A 14,335-nucleotide genomic window follows, 5' to 3' on the forward strand; every position below is an offset into this window, starting at 1 on the left:
GATCTTCGCCCGCTGAGCGGCGTCTGAGATGTGTTCGACCTTCTTCTTGCGGATGTCCCGTGCGGCCTGGTCGGAGCGCATCGGGGTGCAGATCAGCGAGAACGACCGTTGGATACCGGTGGAGAGCAGCACTGGGGACAGGAAGCCGGGATAGACCATCGAGCGGGGCCACTCGGAGACCCAGAGCACGGCGTGGTGGGCGGAGTCGGTCCGCAGCCGGGTCCAGGACTCGTTGACCGCGACCGGTCCGGCGGTGGCGAGGGATTGGCCGAGTTCGCCGTGGCGTTCCAAGGTGGCGGCGATCGCCGGGTCATACGCCGAGCGCAGGATCACCGCGATCTCACCCGGGCTCAGCCAGCCCGAGGGGGTCAGGTCAGCAGACCGCAGAGCGGCCACGAGGGTGGACATCTCTTGGCGCAGGACGGCGGCGGCGCCGCGGATACCGCCGCCGGCGGTTCTGATCTGCCGGGCGGCGTTCTTCATGTCCAACGACAAGCTCAGGGTGGTGCCGTGGCGTTCGCCGGCGGGGCCGGCGCGGTCGATCAGCTCGGCGTAGGTGGTCGCGGCCCAGGTGCCGTCTGCGGTGCCGTGGCTCGCCCACCATTCCGCGAGCCCCGTGCCCGAGTCCGGCAGGGTGCGTTCGAGGACTTGGAGGGTGGCGATCCGGCCGGAGCGGCACACCGTCGCCAGGACCCGGCCCCAAGACGTGACCCGCCGTTCCTGCTCACCAGGGTCCAACAGGACGAACGCCGGATGGGACACCTCGCAGACCACGGTGAGCGTCTGGGCGTGGGGGTCGTGGATCATCCCCGCCCCGGTGTCGGGGTCGGTGTACTCCCGCAGACGCGCCCGGTCGCCGGGCAGCGCGAGGGTGCCCACGGGGCGGGGTGTGACGACGCGGCGGCGATAGAGGAGCTGTCCGCCGGTCGAACGCCAGAGCCACCAGAACGCCACCGGCAGCCACTCCACCGCGGGCCGCCCGGCGATGGGTATCCACGTCAAGGCGGCGGCGATCACCCAGACCGGGGCGGTGTAGGCGAGCAGGATGCCACCCCCGGCGTAGAGGGCTCCGACGATGGACAGGACGCCGGTGGCGAGGGTGATGAGCTGCGACAGGGACAACCCCAACAACACCCCGCGGCGGGTGAGACGGGAGAACTTCACCGGCACCAACTCCGCCGAGGCCACAGCACTCTCGTTCTGCTTGGTAGGCACGAGGGTTCACTCCTTCCCGGTCGGCTTCGGTGCAGGCGGCGGAGGCTGCTTCGGAGGACGCACCTCCGCACCCGACGGCCCGCCGGTGGGTGTCTTCGGTGCCGGCGTTGATCGCGGTGGCGCCTGCGCGGCCGGTGGGGTGCTGCCGGTCTGGCCGGCGGAGTCGGCGGCGGCCTCGCCCTGGTTGCCCAGGGCCTTGCCGGCCTTGGGTCCAGCGGTCGCGGCGTCCTTGGCGACCTTCGCCGCGACCACGGCCGCGGCTGCGGGACCAGCCGCCGCAGCACCAGCGCCGGCGCCTGCTCCACCGCTTGCCCCGGCGCCGCTGCTCGCGGCCGCCTTCCCACCACCGGCCCCCGCCGAGCCAGCAGTGCCGCTGGATGCCTGCGGCTTCGGGTTCTTCGGCTCCGGCGGCTTCTTCCCACCACCACCGCCGTTGTCGCCCTTGCCCCCACTGCTGTCGTCGAGGACCTTCTTCGGCTCATTCCCGCCCTGCGGCTTCGCCGGAGTCGGGACGGGCCGGTTGAGGGCGTTCTTGGCGTCCTGCTCCGATCCGATCGCGTGGTACATGTCGAACCCGACGAAGCTGAGGAACTTGTAGGTCAGGTAGGGCGCGAAGGCGGCCATCGCCATCAGCACGATCCCAGCGATCGGGTCCGCCACCGAGGCCAGGTCCCCATCGATCGGTGCCGACACCTGCGTGATGGCGACCAGGAACATCACGACGAGGACGAGCTTGGAGACGATCAGGGCGATGACGAACATCGCCCACTTGCTGATCCACCCCTTGGTGGCATCCCAGGAGGCGCCAGAGAACGCCAGCGGGGCGAGGACGATCGCGACCAGCAGCAGCGCCTTCCGCACCAGAAGACTGAGCCAGACGATCGCGGCTGCGCTGATCGCGAGACCGGCGAGGAAGATCGTGATGATCGCCCCGACGCCGGGTGCGGCGATGTTGATGCCCACCAGCCCGGCAGCGAGGAGGGTGATCTTGTCACCCATCGACTCGGTGGTCTCTCCGGCGGCTTGGATGATCCCGATGCAGAGCTGATCGACGATCTCCAACAGCAGCGCGGTCAGGGTGATGACCACAAAGCTGCCGAGCACAGACTTGGCGAGCCCGAGGGCGGCACGACTGAGCGCGGTGGGGTCGCGTCTGATGAGTCCGGTGATGAGTTGGAGGCAGAAGAACAGCAGCATCACGAACACGGCGATGCCGAACAGGATGTTGTAGACCGCCACATACTCCGGCGACGTGACGTCGACGAGGGTGGTGGTGTCGAAGACCGTCCAGACGGCTTCGAACAACCATCCGGCGGCGGCGCCCATCGCGCCGGCGAGCCAGTCGAACGGGGCGGAGACCAGGCTGGCGGCGGCTTCGCCGGCGGTGTCGCAGACGGTTGAGACGAGGGGGATATCGCATACACCCACCGCAGATCACTCCCTAACGCAGAGTCGAAGGTTGGTGGATGGGGTCAGACCTGCTGGCCGACGTCCCAGAAGAAGTTGATGAGCGTCACTGACGCCCCGCAGATGACGGCGGCGCCGCAGCTCACGAGGACGCCGATCTTCCCCCTGCCGGCGAGGTTGGGGTTGGAGCTGTTGGCGCCGAAGCCCCAGACGATCGCCGAGATGATCAGCGCCAGGACGGAGAGGATGAGGCCGATGGTCATGACGGCGCCGACGATCGTGCGGAGCTGGCTGATGCCGGGCAGGCCGGTGTCGTTGGGGTCAATGTCGACGTTCATCGGCAGCACGGCCGGCAACGTGGTGGCGGCAGCGGTGGTGGTTTCGGTGAGCAGGCTCAGGACGGTCATGACGGGGTGCTCCTTCGGGGCGTCGGCGAGAGACGGGGTTCTCGTCGATCAGGTGCACCGCCCGCCCCACACGGTCGGAGCCGATGAGGGGGCCGCTGGTGGGGTGTGGTTCAGAGTTGTCGGCCGAGGTCGATCAGCCAGTTCAGCCAGGCCACGCCGCCGCCGGCCAGGACTGCGGCACCGAGGGCGGTCCAGGCGCCGATGCGGGCTTTGGTGGCGGCGGAGTGGTGGCCGTTCGCGGTCGACAGCGCCCACACGATGGCGCAGACGATCAGCATCAGTACCGCGATGATGAGCACGAAGGTGAGCAGGGCGCCGATGACCTCGCGCAGGTCACCGATCCCTTCGAGGCCGTCGAAGTCGGGGAACACGTCCATGACCGATCAGCTCCCCACCGGCAGGGTCCGATGATGGAGATGACGGAATAGCCCCGGCCAAGACTGGCCGGGGCTATGCGTGAAGAGGGAGAGGTCCATGCCCGGCAGGTGCGCCGGGCGACCCGGGGATTAGGTCAGTTCGGCGACGAGGCCACAGACGCGGTTCTCGATGTCGTCGCGGATGGTGCGCACGGCGTCGAGTCCTTGCCCTGCGGGGTCGTCGAGCTGCCAGTCTTCGTAGCGCTTGCCGGGGAAGATCGGGCAGGTGTCGCCGCACCCCATCGTGATCACCACGTCCGCGGCGCGCACGGCATCCGTGGTGAGCAGCTTCGGGCGCTCGGCGGTGATGTCGATACCGACCTCCGCCATGGCCTCGACCACGGCGGGGTTGAGCTGGTCGGCGGGTTCGGAGCCGGCGGAGCGGACGTGGATCTTCCCGGCGGCCATGCGGGTGAGGTAGGCGGCGGCCATTTGGGAGCGTCCGGCGTTGTGGACGCAGACGAACAAGACCATCGGGATCGGCGGGGTGGTCATGATGCTCCGTTTTCTGCTTGGTAGGGGTTGGTGTGGAACCAGGCGCGTGCGGTCCAGAGGGAGACGTAGACGAGGCCGACGAGGACGGGCACCTCGATCAGCGGCCCGACGACTCCGGCGAGGGCTTGGCCGCTGGTGGCGCCGAACGTGCCGATCGCGACGGCGATGGCGAGTTCGAAGTTGTTGCCTGCCGCGGTGAATGCCAGCGTCGTGGACCGGGCGTAGCCGAGGCCGAGGCTCTTGCCGAGCAGGAGCCCGGCGAACCACATGAGCGCGAAGTAGACCAGCAGCGGCAGGGCGATCCGGGCGACGTCGAGCGGGTTGGAGGTGATGGCGTCGCCTTGGAGGGCGAACAGCAGCACGATCGTGAACAGCAGCCCATAGAGCGCCCACGGCCCAATGCGCGGGATGAAGCGGTCTTCGTACCATGCCCGGCCCTTGCGTTTCTCGCCGATCCAGCGGGTCGCGAACCCGGCGATCAGGGGCACGCCGAGGAAGACGAGGACGTTGAGGGCGATCTGCCCGACCGACACGTCAAGGCCTTGAGTGTCGAGGCCCAGCCAGCCGGGGAGGATGGTGAGGTAGAACCAGCCGAGCACCGAGAACATCACGACTTGGAAGATCGAGTTGATCGCCACCAGTACGGCGGTGGCTTCCCGGTCGCCGCAGGCCAGGTCGTTCCAGATGACCACCATCGCGATACAGCGGGCGAGACCGACGATGATGAGGCCGGTGCGGTACTCCGGCAGATCGGGCAGGAAGAGCCAGGCGAGGGCGAACATGACCGCCGGGCCGAGCAGCCAGTTCAGCACCAGCGAGGAGATGAGGAGGCGCTTGTCGCTGGTGACGGCGGCGATCTTGTGGTAGCGGACTTTCGCCAGCACCGGGTACATCATCACCAGTAGGCCCAGGCCGATCGGCACCGAGATCCCGCCGATCTCCATCCGAGCAAGCACATCCGAGAGGACGGGCACGAACCGGCCCAGGAGGAGCCCGGCGATCATGGCCAGGCCGATCCAGGCCGGCAGCCACTTGTCCAGCGTGGACAGGCGCTTCGCGGCCGGGGCCTGCGTCGGGGTCGCGGTGCTGGTGGTGTTCTGGTGTGCGGGCATTCTCGGTCTCGGGCTCCTCGTCGTCGCTGCTGGCGCGGGCTGGGTTAGCGGGTGGGCTTGGTGGCGCGGATGATTGCGGCGTGCATCCCGTCGGCGGCTTCGTGGGTGAACTCCACGCTCGCATCCGCGAAACCAGCTTTGGCGAGCCCGTCGAGGTATTCGGTCTGGGATAGGGCTCCGGCGATGCAGCCGACGTAGGAGCCGCGCTCGGCCCGCTGTGCCGGGGTGAGGCGGTCTTCGGCGACGACATCGGAGATCCCGATCCGCCCGCCTGGGGTGAGGACGCGGAACATCTCGGCGAGCACGGCGGGCTTGTCGGTGGAGAGGTTGATGACGCAGTTGGAGATCACCACGTCGACCGCCCCATCGGGCAGCGGCACGTCCTCGATGGTGCCCTTGAGGAACTCCACGTTGGTCGCTTCGGCCTTGGCCTTGTTCTTCTCGGCCAACGCGAGCATCTCGTCGGTCATGTCCACCCCGTAGGCGAATCCGGTCGGCCCGACCCTGCGGGCGGAGAGGAGGATGTCGATGCCGCCGCCGGAGCCGAGGTCGAGCACCCGCTCACCCTCGTGCAGTTCGGCGACCGCGGTCGGGTTGCCGCAGCCGAGGCTCGCCTCGATCGCTTCGAGGGGCAGGCCGGCGGCGGTCGCGTCGTCATAGAGGCCCGCGCCGAAGCTGCGCTCGGTCGGAGCACAGCACGAATCCGAATCGGTCTCCTCAGCAGCAGGCGTGTTGGCGCAGCACGAGCCTGCCGGGGTCTCCTCGGCCAGGAGGTCGGCGTTGCGGGTGCCGCGGGTCACGGCGGTCGCGGCCTGCGCGTAGCGGGCGCGGACCTGCTCGCGCAGCTCGGTGTTCTCACTCATCATGTCCTCCTCGGGGTCAGGCAATCCGACTACGTATTGATACTCTTCGATGTATCGACAGTTGTCAATGTGTGGCGTAGGATCAGAGCCATGACGACTCCACTGCCCCTGATCACCGCCAATGCGGGCGGGTGCTGTGCTCCGGTCACGGGCGGGGTGCTCGCGGTCGAGGACGCCCAGCGGTTGGCGCGGATGTTCAAGGCTCTCGGTGATCCGACCCGCGTCAGGCTGCTGTCGATGATCGCGGCGCAGTCCGGCGGTGAGGCGTGCGTGTGCGACCTGACCGAACCGGTCGGGCTCTCCCAGCCCACGGTTTCGCATCATATGAAGCAGCTCGTCGACGCCGGCCTGGTCACCCGCGAGCAGCGCGGCAAGTGGGCCTACTACGCCATCGTGCCCGAGATCCTCTCGATGCTCTCCGCCGCGCTCGACCCGCACACCTTGGGTGCGGGTACGCCTGCCTCGTCCTGCTGATCGCTGGGGCAACGGGGCTGGCCTGCGTAACGGCGCCAACCCCGTGCATTAAATGTACGAATCGCACATTAGATGTAACTTCGGGCCTTAGTCCCGGACGGTGACATGCAGGTGGTCGTCGTGCCGGGTGGTGACGTCGGTTCCGCGTTCGTAGGGCCGCCAGCCCTCATCTGCTCGGGCGGTCGACCAGATCTGGTTCTGCCAGATCAAATACTCGATGCCAAGGGTCTCGGCGTGCTCTTGCATCCAGTTCGTGACCTCCCAGCCGAGGTCAAGTGCCGGTCCGGTTGCCGCCTCGCCGATGGCGTTACCGAACGTCCCGTCGCAGGCCCGCCCGAGCGGGTGCTCCGAGACCGTGCCGGGCCGCGGTGAGTAGCAGGCCCAGGAGGTGTCGGGGAACGCGGCGATGGTCTGGGTGTAGAGGTGCAGCATCCGCGCGGTGATCTGCCCATCCGAGGTCGGGTCGGGCACGAGGCGGTCGGGGTCGCCGTCGACCGGCTCCGGCTCACCACCGGGACTACCGTTGCTGGTGTCGCAGTCGCCTTGGGATGTGCCGGTCTCGGGTTCGGGGAGGTCGGCGGCGTTGTGGGTGTTGAGCCAGGCGGCGGGGTCGGTGTGTTCACCGTTCGTGCCGCCGAGGCGGACCTCGAAGTGCAGATGTGGCCCGGTGGAGTTGCCGGAGCTGCCGGTGTCTCCGATGTGCTGGCCGGCCGTCACCTGGTCGCCGACCTGGACGCGGATGCCGTGCTCCCACATGTGCGCGTACACCGTCGCGACCGTGGTGCCGTCGATCTGATGCTCAATGACGATGAGGCCGCCGTAGCCGCCGGAGAACTCCGCCACCGTCACCGTGCCGTCCGCAGCGGCGAGGAGGGGTGTGCCGTCGGGTGCGGCGAAGTCGGTGCCGGTGTGGAAGGAGTCCTCGCCAGTGATGGGGTGGCTGCGTGGCCCGTACTCGCTGGTGAGGACCCAGGTGCCCTCGGGCATCGGAAACACCACCCGCGACGACCCCACCGCCACCGTCTGCACCACAGCGTCCCCGGTCGATCCGCTCGTCCCGGTGGCGGCTGTGTTCGTCGTGGTGAGCGCGGTGAGGATGGTTTCGGCGACCGGCTCGTAGTTGCGGTACCGGTCCGGGTAGGCGGAGACTTCGACGGCTTGGGCGGCCTCGCCCTTGTCCATCTCCTCCCATCCGGGAATGTCCAACAGCCCCCGCGGTGAGGGGTGGTTGGGTCCGGTGGGGCCGCCGAAGAACGCCTCAGCCTGGTAGACGGGGTCCATCAGCTCGGCGACCGTGCCCCACCCGGATTGCGGCCGCATCTGAAACAGACCCAGGGAGTCGTGGTCGGAGCCGTCGCCGTCGTTGGGGTAGTCCGCGGACTCCGGGTAGGCGGAGGTGTTGGCGAGCATCCGCAGGGTGGACTCGGTGAGCGCGGCCATCAACGCGATCTGGAGGCCGTCGCGGGTCACCCCGTCGATGCGGTTGCCGGTCTCGATGATCATTGCCGCGTGAGTGAGCTGGGTTCGGTTCAGCGTGAACGTCTCACCGTTCGCGGTGGTGACCTCCAGTTCGTCGGGGACGTCGCCGACGGTGACATTGGAGCCGCCGGGGATGGTGCAGGAGCCGGTGGCGCTCAGGGCGGGGTTCATCACCACGCCGATCCCGATCAACACTAGCGATGGTGCGAGGAGGACCAGGGCGAGGGCGGCGATGGCGAGCTTCTTCAACACAACGCGTCACCTGCCTATCGGAGGGGGTTGTCGAGTTGGGACAGCCGCAGCAGGTGACAGGTCTCGTAGGTCGGGCCGCAGACCACGAACACCGTGAACGCCACCGAGTGCTCGGAGGTCGCCTGTTCGTCGTTCCAGAGCCCGGTGCGGTGGCGGGTGCCCTCGATCGTGACCGCGACAGTGCCCTCGGCGAGTTGGCCGGGCTGGGCCTGCTCAACCGCTGTCTCCCAGGCTTCGGGGACGAACGTGTTGTCGATGGTGAGGTGCTGGGTGGTGGCGTACTGCCGCAGCTCCAGCCAGGCATCGCGGGACGGGAGGTAGGCGGCGATGTCTGAGGCCAGCCCGGCCTGCTCTTCGCCGGTGGGGTCGCCGACGTCGAGGACCACGCTGGTGTAGTCCAGAGGCATGAACCCCGACGCGGTGTCCCACTCGAACAACGCAGTGGCGACGTTGCGGGCGAAGGCCTGCGGATCATCCGAAGCCCGCACCACCGGCAGCCGCGGTGTCGTGGTGGGCACCGGATCGGATGGTGCGGTGACGCTCGGCTTAGGGCTGCCGCCGTCATCGTCGCGGTCCGGGTTGGGTGGTCCGGCCAGGAGGCCGTAGACGCCCACACCGGTCAGCACGAGGACGATGACCGCCGCGGCGAGGGCGGTGATGACCCGGCGGCGGGTCCGGGGTTCGGAGAGGTCGGGAGTCTTCATACCCACCAGGTGCACTCCCACCACCAACCGAGGCAGGTCAAGGGTGGCCGTCAGAGAGCACGCAGATGGGCGCGGGCCGGCACCGGCTCATCGTCAGCGGCCTCGCGGTCGCGGTCGCGCAGGGTGCGCAGTTCGTCGGCGAATCGGCTGGTGCCCTCGGCCGTGGCAAGGAAGGACTCGATCTGCTCATCGCTCAGCTCGACGGCGAGGTGTTCGGCGTCGTAGTGGGTCCACCACTGCTCCAGCTCGCCCCAGGTGAGCACGAATGCCCGCACCGGGTACTGGGCGGGCTCGCCGTCGTCGTCGGTGACCGGTCGGGGACGAGGCGGGCGCTTACCGGTCTTCGTCTGCTTAGCGCGGGCGAGGGCGTTGGCGGCAAGCTGATGCAGGTCCACCTCCCGTCGTTCTCTGGCGGTCTCGGCGGCGGCGCGGATCGCCTCATAGATCGGATGCACGGCAGCGCCGGCGTCGATGCGCTCCAGTTCAGCGCTCACCTGTGCTCGGAGTTCGGCGGGTTGGGCGGGGTCTTCGGCGATCTTCTGGAGGTAGCCGATCTTCTCCAGCGTCGTGTGCGAGGCCCCGCCGGGGATCATCGCGGCCGCCTGCTCGCGTGTCCTGCCAGCGGGTCCGAGCGACGGGGGTGCAAATTTTGCCCGCCCGTCAGTGCCGGGCTGATTCTCCGAGCTGAACTGGGTCGCCTGCTCGCGCCGCGCGGCGTCCTCGGCCATCAGCGCCTTCAGCTCCCGATACAGGGCGGCGGCTTCGGTCTGGGTCAACGGCTTGTGGAGCACGTTGTCGTCTTGCTCGGCCAGCAGATGGCCCAGTCGATCCGAGACGCCCGAGCGGACCCAGACGTTGACCTTGCGCCAGCCGAGCTTCTTGATCGCCGCCAACCGCCTGGCCCCACACACCAGCACCCCGTCGGGGGTGATGGTGATGGGCTGCAACAGCCCGTCCCGCCCGATCGAGGCAGCGAGTTCGTCGATGTTGCCGAACGCGGTGCGGTGCCGGCGCCCGACCCGGATCGAGTCGACGGTGCGCTCCAGCTCGATGTATCCCGCCGGTGCGGTCACGACCGATCACCACCAGGCTCGGGGTGGCCGGGCGCGGCCAGGGCGATGGTCAGGATGAGGTCGTCGTCGCGCAGCAGCACCGGCAGGGTCTCGCCGATCAGCAGCCGGAGCAGCACACCCCGCCCGGTGCCGGTGGCGGCGTAGGCGGGGTGCGGGTTACCTAGCAGTGCGCGCAGCAGCGCTGTCCACGAGGAGCGCGGGATGTCCAGCAGCGCGCGGGCGTGCTTGTCCCGCCGCAGCGCCTCGTAGGCGCTCTGGCGGGTGCCGGTCTTGGTCAGCGCCCCGCAGACATGCTCGACCCCAGCCCTGGCGGTGGCCGGCTCCCAGCCCAGCAGCGTAAACAAGGCGATGGCGTCCTCGGCCGCCGACCCGGCGGACATGCACGCCCGATCCGAGCCGCGCCCACCACCATCAGAGCCCGCCCCGGCAGCGTCCGTCTCCGCGTCGGCGTCCTCGTGGTTGTGGGGGTCGGTGATATGGAAGGCCGGGTGATAGTCGGCCAGGGGGTTCTCCCGGTCGGAGAACCGCTCCGGGTCGTGGAACGCCGAGACGTGCGGGCGACGAGCCTGGTGCACCGAGCAGAGCAGTCCTTGGGCGCGTTCTTCGAAGATGCAGGTGATCCGCACCGCGTGCGTGATCACCGCCCAGGGGTCACGTGCTTCGCGGGCGGCGCGGGTGATCATCACCTTGAACGCCGCGCTGGCGGCCTCCCACGGGTCCAAGCCGTGCTTCCTGGCGAGCGGCTCGTACTTCTCGGCGGTGTGGGTCATCAGTCCCGCGGCCGTCGGATCATGGCTCCATGAGCCTGGTCCCGCTTCGTGGAGCCGGTGCAGCAGGGCGCGGAGCCCGTCGCTGCTCGTGAAGTCCTCCCCGCCCTCGCCGTCGGGAGCCTGTCGGACGTGCTGGTCGGTGGTCGTGGTCATGGTCTGGCACCTCCTGACAGGTAGGTGCACGCGCGTCCCCACACCACCGGCCGCAGCGGCGGAGTGATGGTGGGGGCGCACATCTGTGGTCACCCCAGCCCGATCCCCGAACGGCTCACCCACGACTGGTGCCGACTCCCGCGGCCGAACTCTGAGACGTCCGGCAGCCGCCGGGCGCGCTCACTGATGGCTTTGCCGGCCTTGCCGAGACCGCGGCCGCTGGCCTGCGTGACGTGGCCGGTGAGATTGCGGGTGCGACGGGCCAACTCGACCTCAAAGTCGATACCCCGCCCCGCGAGGGTCGCCGACTGACGGGCGAGCAGATCGGCGGGCCGCACCCATTCCACACCCCGCGCCCGCCGCGCATCGGCCACGCTCTTCGGGTCCATACCGCGGTTGCGTTGGGCGGCCCTGGCCGCCCGTATCGCCTCCGGCGCCGTCTCCTCCGCCGGTTCGCGGACCCCGCGGGGCGTGTCCTGGTCAGCGGACTGGCGTCGACGATCAGTGGGGTGCTGGTGGTGGTGCCGGTCGCGGCCGGGGTCGGTGGTGGTGCTCATGGTGTCCTCGCCTCCCTGGAGGTGCCCTTGTCGGTCGTGTCGTCGGGAAGGTGCGCGGCGGTGAACCAGCGACCGACCGTGGAGGGATGGACCCCGAGGTGGCGGGCGATGCGCTTGTTGGACCACCCCTGACCGCGCAGCGAGGCGGCGACATCTCGCCTATCCCGCCCGACCGGCCCATCGACCACGGTGGTCTCGGCCTGTTCCTCGTCATGGGGTGTCTCAGCCCGCACCGACTCAGCAGTGGCCCGGTCGCCAGGCAGGGCGGGCGGTGGGCCGGACACGGTCTCAGTCGGCTCGTTGCGTGCGTCTCCGATTCCGACGAGCGGCTGTAGTGCTTCGAATCCCGGCACGGGCCGGGTCAGGATCACGGTCAGATGGGTGATCGCCAGCAGCACCAACGGTGGCACGGCCGCCACCGACGCGGCCAGCACACCGGGCACATCGGCGTCGGCGGCGACCACCGCGTGCAGGGCGTTGGCGGTGACCGAGACGATGGCGCCCGCTGCGAGGAGTGCCCAGGGGTACCAGGCGGATCGTTGGCCGGCGAGGGCGACGACGGAGACGGTGGCGACGACGATGATGCCGTCCACGATCAGGGGCCACGCCCACGCCTGCCCTTCGTCGACGCCCGAGCGGCGCGCGAGGTCGGCCAGCGCGGTGAAGGAGAGCCAGAACGCGCCGAGGGCGATCAGCACCGTCCCGGCCACGGCCGTGATGACGGCGAGGCGTCCACCGCGACGCCGCACCACCAGACTGCTCGGCGGGCTCATGACAGCACTCGCTCCGTCGCGCGCTGTGGCACCCTGCGCGGCTCCTCGCCAGGTTGGTCGGCGGATGGGTGCGGTGCGGGTTGGGCGGTGCGGTAGGCCGAATGGATCGTCGCCGAAACCTCGTGCCTGGTGAGACCCGCATGCTCGGCGGCAGGCGCGAGAGCCGCGTAGGCGTCTGTTGGTGGGGTGTTGTTCTCGGCCAGGCGGCACGCTGCCCAGAACAGGCCGCGGTTCCGCTCGCCCTCAGGTCGTTCAGCGACCCAGGCGGCCAGTCGTTCGGCGCTGACGTCGCGCACCTGGCCGGCCGGACGCGTTGCCGGTGTGGGGCGGGGGTCGAGGAAGTCCCGCAACCGATCCGAACCCAACGACGCCGCCCGGCTGGGGTTGATCCGCCGCACCCGATAGGACGCGCGGCCTCGCTCACCGGCCACGGCTGAGGGTGGGACGACGATGTAGCCGCCGTCGCCACGGAAGTCGACCCCAGCGCGGGCCGCCTGCCACGACCGCTGCGCGCCACCGGGCATCGCTGGGTAGTAGGCGTGCATCCCTCCTGAGGGAGTGGAAACTAGGAGCTGCCAGCCGTCCACCAGGCCCGCCTCATGCGCGCGACCAAAGGCGTCGAACCCGTTGGTCGGACCGTGGACATCGACATCGACCACCACGACCCCAGAGGCGACGCCGGTCGGCACGCCGATGTTCGCTGTCGGGTGCTGACGCCACCACGCCGCGATCTGGTCGGGGTCGGTGGTGGCGTCGTGGAAGCCATGCTCGGTCAACGGACGCTTGCCGCCCGGCACGCACGGGAACACCGGCACCCCAGCGGCGAGCTTCCGCGCCGCCGCCGACAGAGACGGTGCATCCGCGGCCCGCGCCAGGACGCCGGTCAGGACCTCCGGCGCGACCATCACAGCCCCCGTCCAGCCGGAGCCACCGAGACGGTTGTGGGACGTGGCTCAGGCGCAGAGGCCACCGGTCGCCGAGACGCCACACGTTCGTGCGCTGGCTCGCTGCGTTGGGGTGTCTCGCGGCCAAGGCACGGCGGGGTGCCGTCGGCGACCTGGGTCGTGTCGAGCTGGTCGAGGATCGCCAGGGCGGTCTTGCGGACCCGCTCCCCGGTGGCCTTGACGACTTCCACCGGCTCTTTCCCGTCGACGCGAGCCGCCCAGGTTGAGACGTACGGGATCGTGTACCCGGACGTGTCCATTCCGTGTGCGGCACCGACCATCAAAGCGACGGATTCGGCTTCTACTTCCCCGATGCCGCGATGCTGACGTGCCTCCTCGGCGTCGGGACCGTGCAGGAGGACGTGGCCGAGTTCGTGGGCGAGGGTCTTGACCTGCGCGGCGGGGTCCATGTTCTCCCGCACCGCCACGGTGTTCGCGGTGTAGTCGGTCATCCCGTTGGCCCCGTGGATCATCCCCTCATGCGGCACCCCCAAAACCGAGAAACCCGCCGCCTCGACCTGCGCCGACAGGCCCTCCCACAGCCCTGCCGCGGCCTGGCCCTCCAGCAGCTTCGGCGCAGGTGCTTCGGGGATCGGGTCACCGGCGGTCTGCGAGGCGTCCCACACGTAGGCCGGACGGACGCCGACCATCTTGGAACGCACCACCTCACCGGCACGTGGCTTCTCGCCCTTCCCGAGGCGGCGCCACGACTCCGCATCCGCCGGGGTGGCGGTGGCGAAGCGTCCGGTGACCGGGGCGAGTATCTGATACCCCGGCTGGCCCCTCTGCACCTGCCTACCCAGGCCCTGCCACTGCCGATACCCAGCCACATAGGACGGGAACGGGTCGGGCACCAGGCCGGCCTCGAACGCTGCCTGGTGCTGCTCCCAGATCAGCAGCGTGTTGGAGAACGATCTGGTCCTGAACCGTGCCGCGAACGCGAGCGCACGCGCCCAGTCCTCACCGGAGACGAGCTGCTCGACCGCGCCGGCCAGGCGCTCGTGCAGCTCATCGAGCTTCGCCTCCCGTGCGGCTTTGGCTTGCTCCCTTGTCGTGGCCATCGTGGTGTCCTCCCGCTACCCTGAGCACCGGGCCAAACTGGGCTCGGTGACCATCAGGTACGCCGGGACCACCAGCACAGACGAGACGGACAACGACGGTGACCGTCAGGAACGGCGGTGAACCCAACGAGTCCCTCCCGGCCTACCAGCCCGTAACCCGGATACGCGCCGGATCGGTCG

Annotated in this window: 16 protein-coding genes; 1 reads left to right on the top strand and 15 read right to left on the bottom strand. The window is 69.5% G+C overall.

Annotation, left to right across the window (positions count from 1 at the left end; genetic code table 11):
* From ACWKZU_RS00125 to arsM, 7 genes are all read right to left on the bottom strand, one after another.
* Nucleotides 1-1,215: SCO6880 family protein (locus ACWKZU_RS00125; protein WP_449280363.1), on the bottom strand; the 1,215-nt coding region annotated here is incomplete at its 3' end.
* Nucleotides 1,216-1,221: 6 nt separating this feature from the next.
* Entirely contained in the window at nt 1,222-2,643 is a 1,422-nt protein-coding gene (locus ACWKZU_RS00130) for a conjugal transfer protein TrbL (protein WP_449280364.1), read from the bottom strand.
* A 44-nt stretch (nt 2,644-2,687) separates the two neighbouring features.
* The gene (locus ACWKZU_RS00135) at nt 2,688-3,029 is read right to left on the bottom strand and encodes a DUF6112 family protein (RefSeq protein ID WP_449280365.1); all 342 of its coding nucleotides are present in this window, start codon (nt 3,027-3,029) and stop codon (nt 2,688-2,690) included.
* Between the two features lie 110 nt (nt 3,030-3,139).
* The gene (locus ACWKZU_RS00140; protein ID WP_449280366.1) at nt 3,140-3,406 is read right to left on the bottom strand and encodes a DUF6112 family protein; all 267 of its coding nucleotides are present in this window, start codon (nt 3,404-3,406) and stop codon (nt 3,140-3,142) included.
* A 129-nt stretch (nt 3,407-3,535) separates the two neighbouring features.
* Complete coding sequence (locus tag ACWKZU_RS00145) at nt 3,536-3,940, bottom strand: arsenate reductase ArsC (protein ID WP_449280367.1); 405 nt, start codon at nt 3,938-3,940, stop codon at nt 3,536-3,538.
* Nucleotides 3,937-5,052 carry an ACR3 family arsenite efflux transporter gene (gene arsB / locus ACWKZU_RS00150; RefSeq protein WP_449280368.1) on the bottom strand — a complete coding sequence of 372 codons (1,116 nt, stop codon included), beginning with the start codon at nt 5,050-5,052 and terminating at the stop codon, nt 3,937-3,939. Before arsB ends, ACWKZU_RS00145 begins: the two co-directional genes overlap by 4 nt.
* Before the next feature lie 44 nt (nt 5,053-5,096).
* Nucleotides 5,097-5,915 (bottom strand): arsenite methyltransferase, encoded by an 819-nt coding sequence (gene arsM, locus ACWKZU_RS00155; protein WP_449280369.1) that lies wholly within the window; start codon nt 5,913-5,915, stop codon nt 5,097-5,099.
* A 90-nt stretch (nt 5,916-6,005) separates the two neighbouring features.
* Between arsM and ACWKZU_RS00160 the strand changes: the two genes are divergently transcribed.
* Nucleotides 6,006-6,389 (top strand): ArsR/SmtB family transcription factor, encoded by a 384-nt coding sequence (locus ACWKZU_RS00160; protein WP_449280370.1) that lies wholly within the window; start codon nt 6,006-6,008, stop codon nt 6,387-6,389.
* 87 nt (nt 6,390-6,476) lie between these two features.
* Here ACWKZU_RS00160 and ACWKZU_RS00165 read toward each other — a convergent pair whose 3' ends face one another.
* From ACWKZU_RS00165 to ACWKZU_RS00200, 8 genes are all read right to left on the bottom strand, one after another.
* Nucleotides 6,477-8,120, bottom strand: coding sequence for a M23 family metallopeptidase (locus ACWKZU_RS00165; protein WP_449280371.1), 1,644 nt, complete (start codon nt 8,118-8,120; stop codon nt 6,477-6,479).
* A 14-nt stretch (nt 8,121-8,134) separates the two neighbouring features.
* Nucleotides 8,135-8,824, bottom strand: a complete 690-nt coding sequence (locus ACWKZU_RS00170; protein ID WP_449280438.1) for a hypothetical protein — start codon at nt 8,822-8,824, stop codon at nt 8,135-8,137.
* Nucleotides 8,825-8,874: 50 nt separating this feature from the next.
* Nucleotides 8,875-9,897: a ParB N-terminal domain-containing protein gene (locus ACWKZU_RS00175; RefSeq protein ID WP_449280372.1), complete on the bottom strand. Its 1,023-nt coding sequence runs from the start codon at nt 9,895-9,897 to the stop codon at nt 8,875-8,877.
* Entirely contained in the window at nt 9,894-10,820 is a 927-nt protein-coding gene (locus ACWKZU_RS00180) for a hypothetical protein (protein ID WP_449280373.1), read from the bottom strand. Before ACWKZU_RS00180 ends, ACWKZU_RS00175 begins: the two co-directional genes overlap by 4 nt.
* 89 nt (nt 10,821-10,909) lie before the next feature.
* Entirely contained in the window at nt 10,910-11,377 is a 468-nt protein-coding gene (locus tag ACWKZU_RS00185) for a hypothetical protein (protein ID WP_449280374.1), read from the bottom strand.
* Complete coding sequence (locus ACWKZU_RS00190; RefSeq protein WP_449280375.1) at nt 11,374-12,150, bottom strand: DUF2637 domain-containing protein; 777 nt, start codon at nt 12,148-12,150, stop codon at nt 11,374-11,376. Before ACWKZU_RS00190 ends, ACWKZU_RS00185 begins: the two co-directional genes overlap by 4 nt.
* Complete coding sequence (locus ACWKZU_RS00195) at nt 12,147-13,055, bottom strand: bifunctional DNA primase/polymerase (RefSeq protein WP_449280376.1); 909 nt, start codon at nt 13,053-13,055, stop codon at nt 12,147-12,149. Before ACWKZU_RS00195 ends, ACWKZU_RS00190 begins: the two co-directional genes overlap by 4 nt.
* Complete coding sequence (locus ACWKZU_RS00200; protein WP_449280377.1) at nt 13,055-14,155, bottom strand: ArdC-like ssDNA-binding domain-containing protein; 1,101 nt, start codon at nt 14,153-14,155, stop codon at nt 13,055-13,057. Before ACWKZU_RS00200 ends, ACWKZU_RS00195 begins: the two co-directional genes overlap by 1 nt.
* Between the last annotated feature and the right edge of the window lie 180 nt (nt 14,156-14,335).

Source organism: Leucobacter sp., from assembly GCF_053528595.1.

Bases quoted from the DNA above. Each gene is read 5' to 3' on its own strand.
- ACWKZU_RS00200 (WP_449280377.1), bottom strand. From the start codon at position 14,155: ATGGCCACGACAAGGGAGCAAGCCAAAGCCGCACGGGAGGCGAAGCTC.
- ACWKZU_RS00195 (WP_449280376.1), bottom strand. From the start codon at position 13,055: ATGGTCGCGCCGGAGGTCCTGACCGGCGTCCTGGCGCGGGCCGCGGAT.
- ACWKZU_RS00140 (WP_449280366.1), bottom strand. From the start codon at position 3,406: ATGGACGTGTTCCCCGACTTCGACGGCCTCGAAGGGATCGGTGACCTG.
- ACWKZU_RS00145 (WP_449280367.1), bottom strand. From the start codon at position 3,940: ATGACCACCCCGCCGATCCCGATGGTCTTGTTCGTCTGCGTCCACAAC.
- ACWKZU_RS00160 (WP_449280370.1), top strand. From the start codon at position 6,006: ATGACGACTCCACTGCCCCTGATCACCGCCAATGCGGGCGGGTGCTGT.
- ACWKZU_RS00135 (WP_449280365.1), bottom strand. From the start codon at position 3,029: ATGACCGTCCTGAGCCTGCTCACCGAAACCACCACCGCTGCCGCCACC.
- ACWKZU_RS00185 (WP_449280374.1), bottom strand. From the start codon at position 11,377: ATGAGCACCACCACCGACCCCGGCCGCGACCGGCACCACCACCAGCAC.
- ACWKZU_RS00190 (WP_449280375.1), bottom strand. From the start codon at position 12,150: ATGAGCCCGCCGAGCAGTCTGGTGGTGCGGCGTCGCGGTGGACGCCTC.
- arsB (WP_449280368.1), bottom strand. From the start codon at position 5,052: ATGCCCGCACACCAGAACACCACCAGCACCGCGACCCCGACGCAGGCC.
- ACWKZU_RS00180 (WP_449280373.1), bottom strand. From the start codon at position 10,820: ATGACCACGACCACCGACCAGCACGTCCGACAGGCTCCCGACGGCGAG.
- ACWKZU_RS00170 (WP_449280438.1), bottom strand. From the start codon at position 8,824: ATGAAGACTCCCGACCTCTCCGAACCCCGGACCCGCCGCCGGGTCATC.
- arsM (WP_449280369.1), bottom strand. From the start codon at position 5,915: ATGAGTGAGAACACCGAGCTGCGCGAGCAGGTCCGCGCCCGCTACGCG.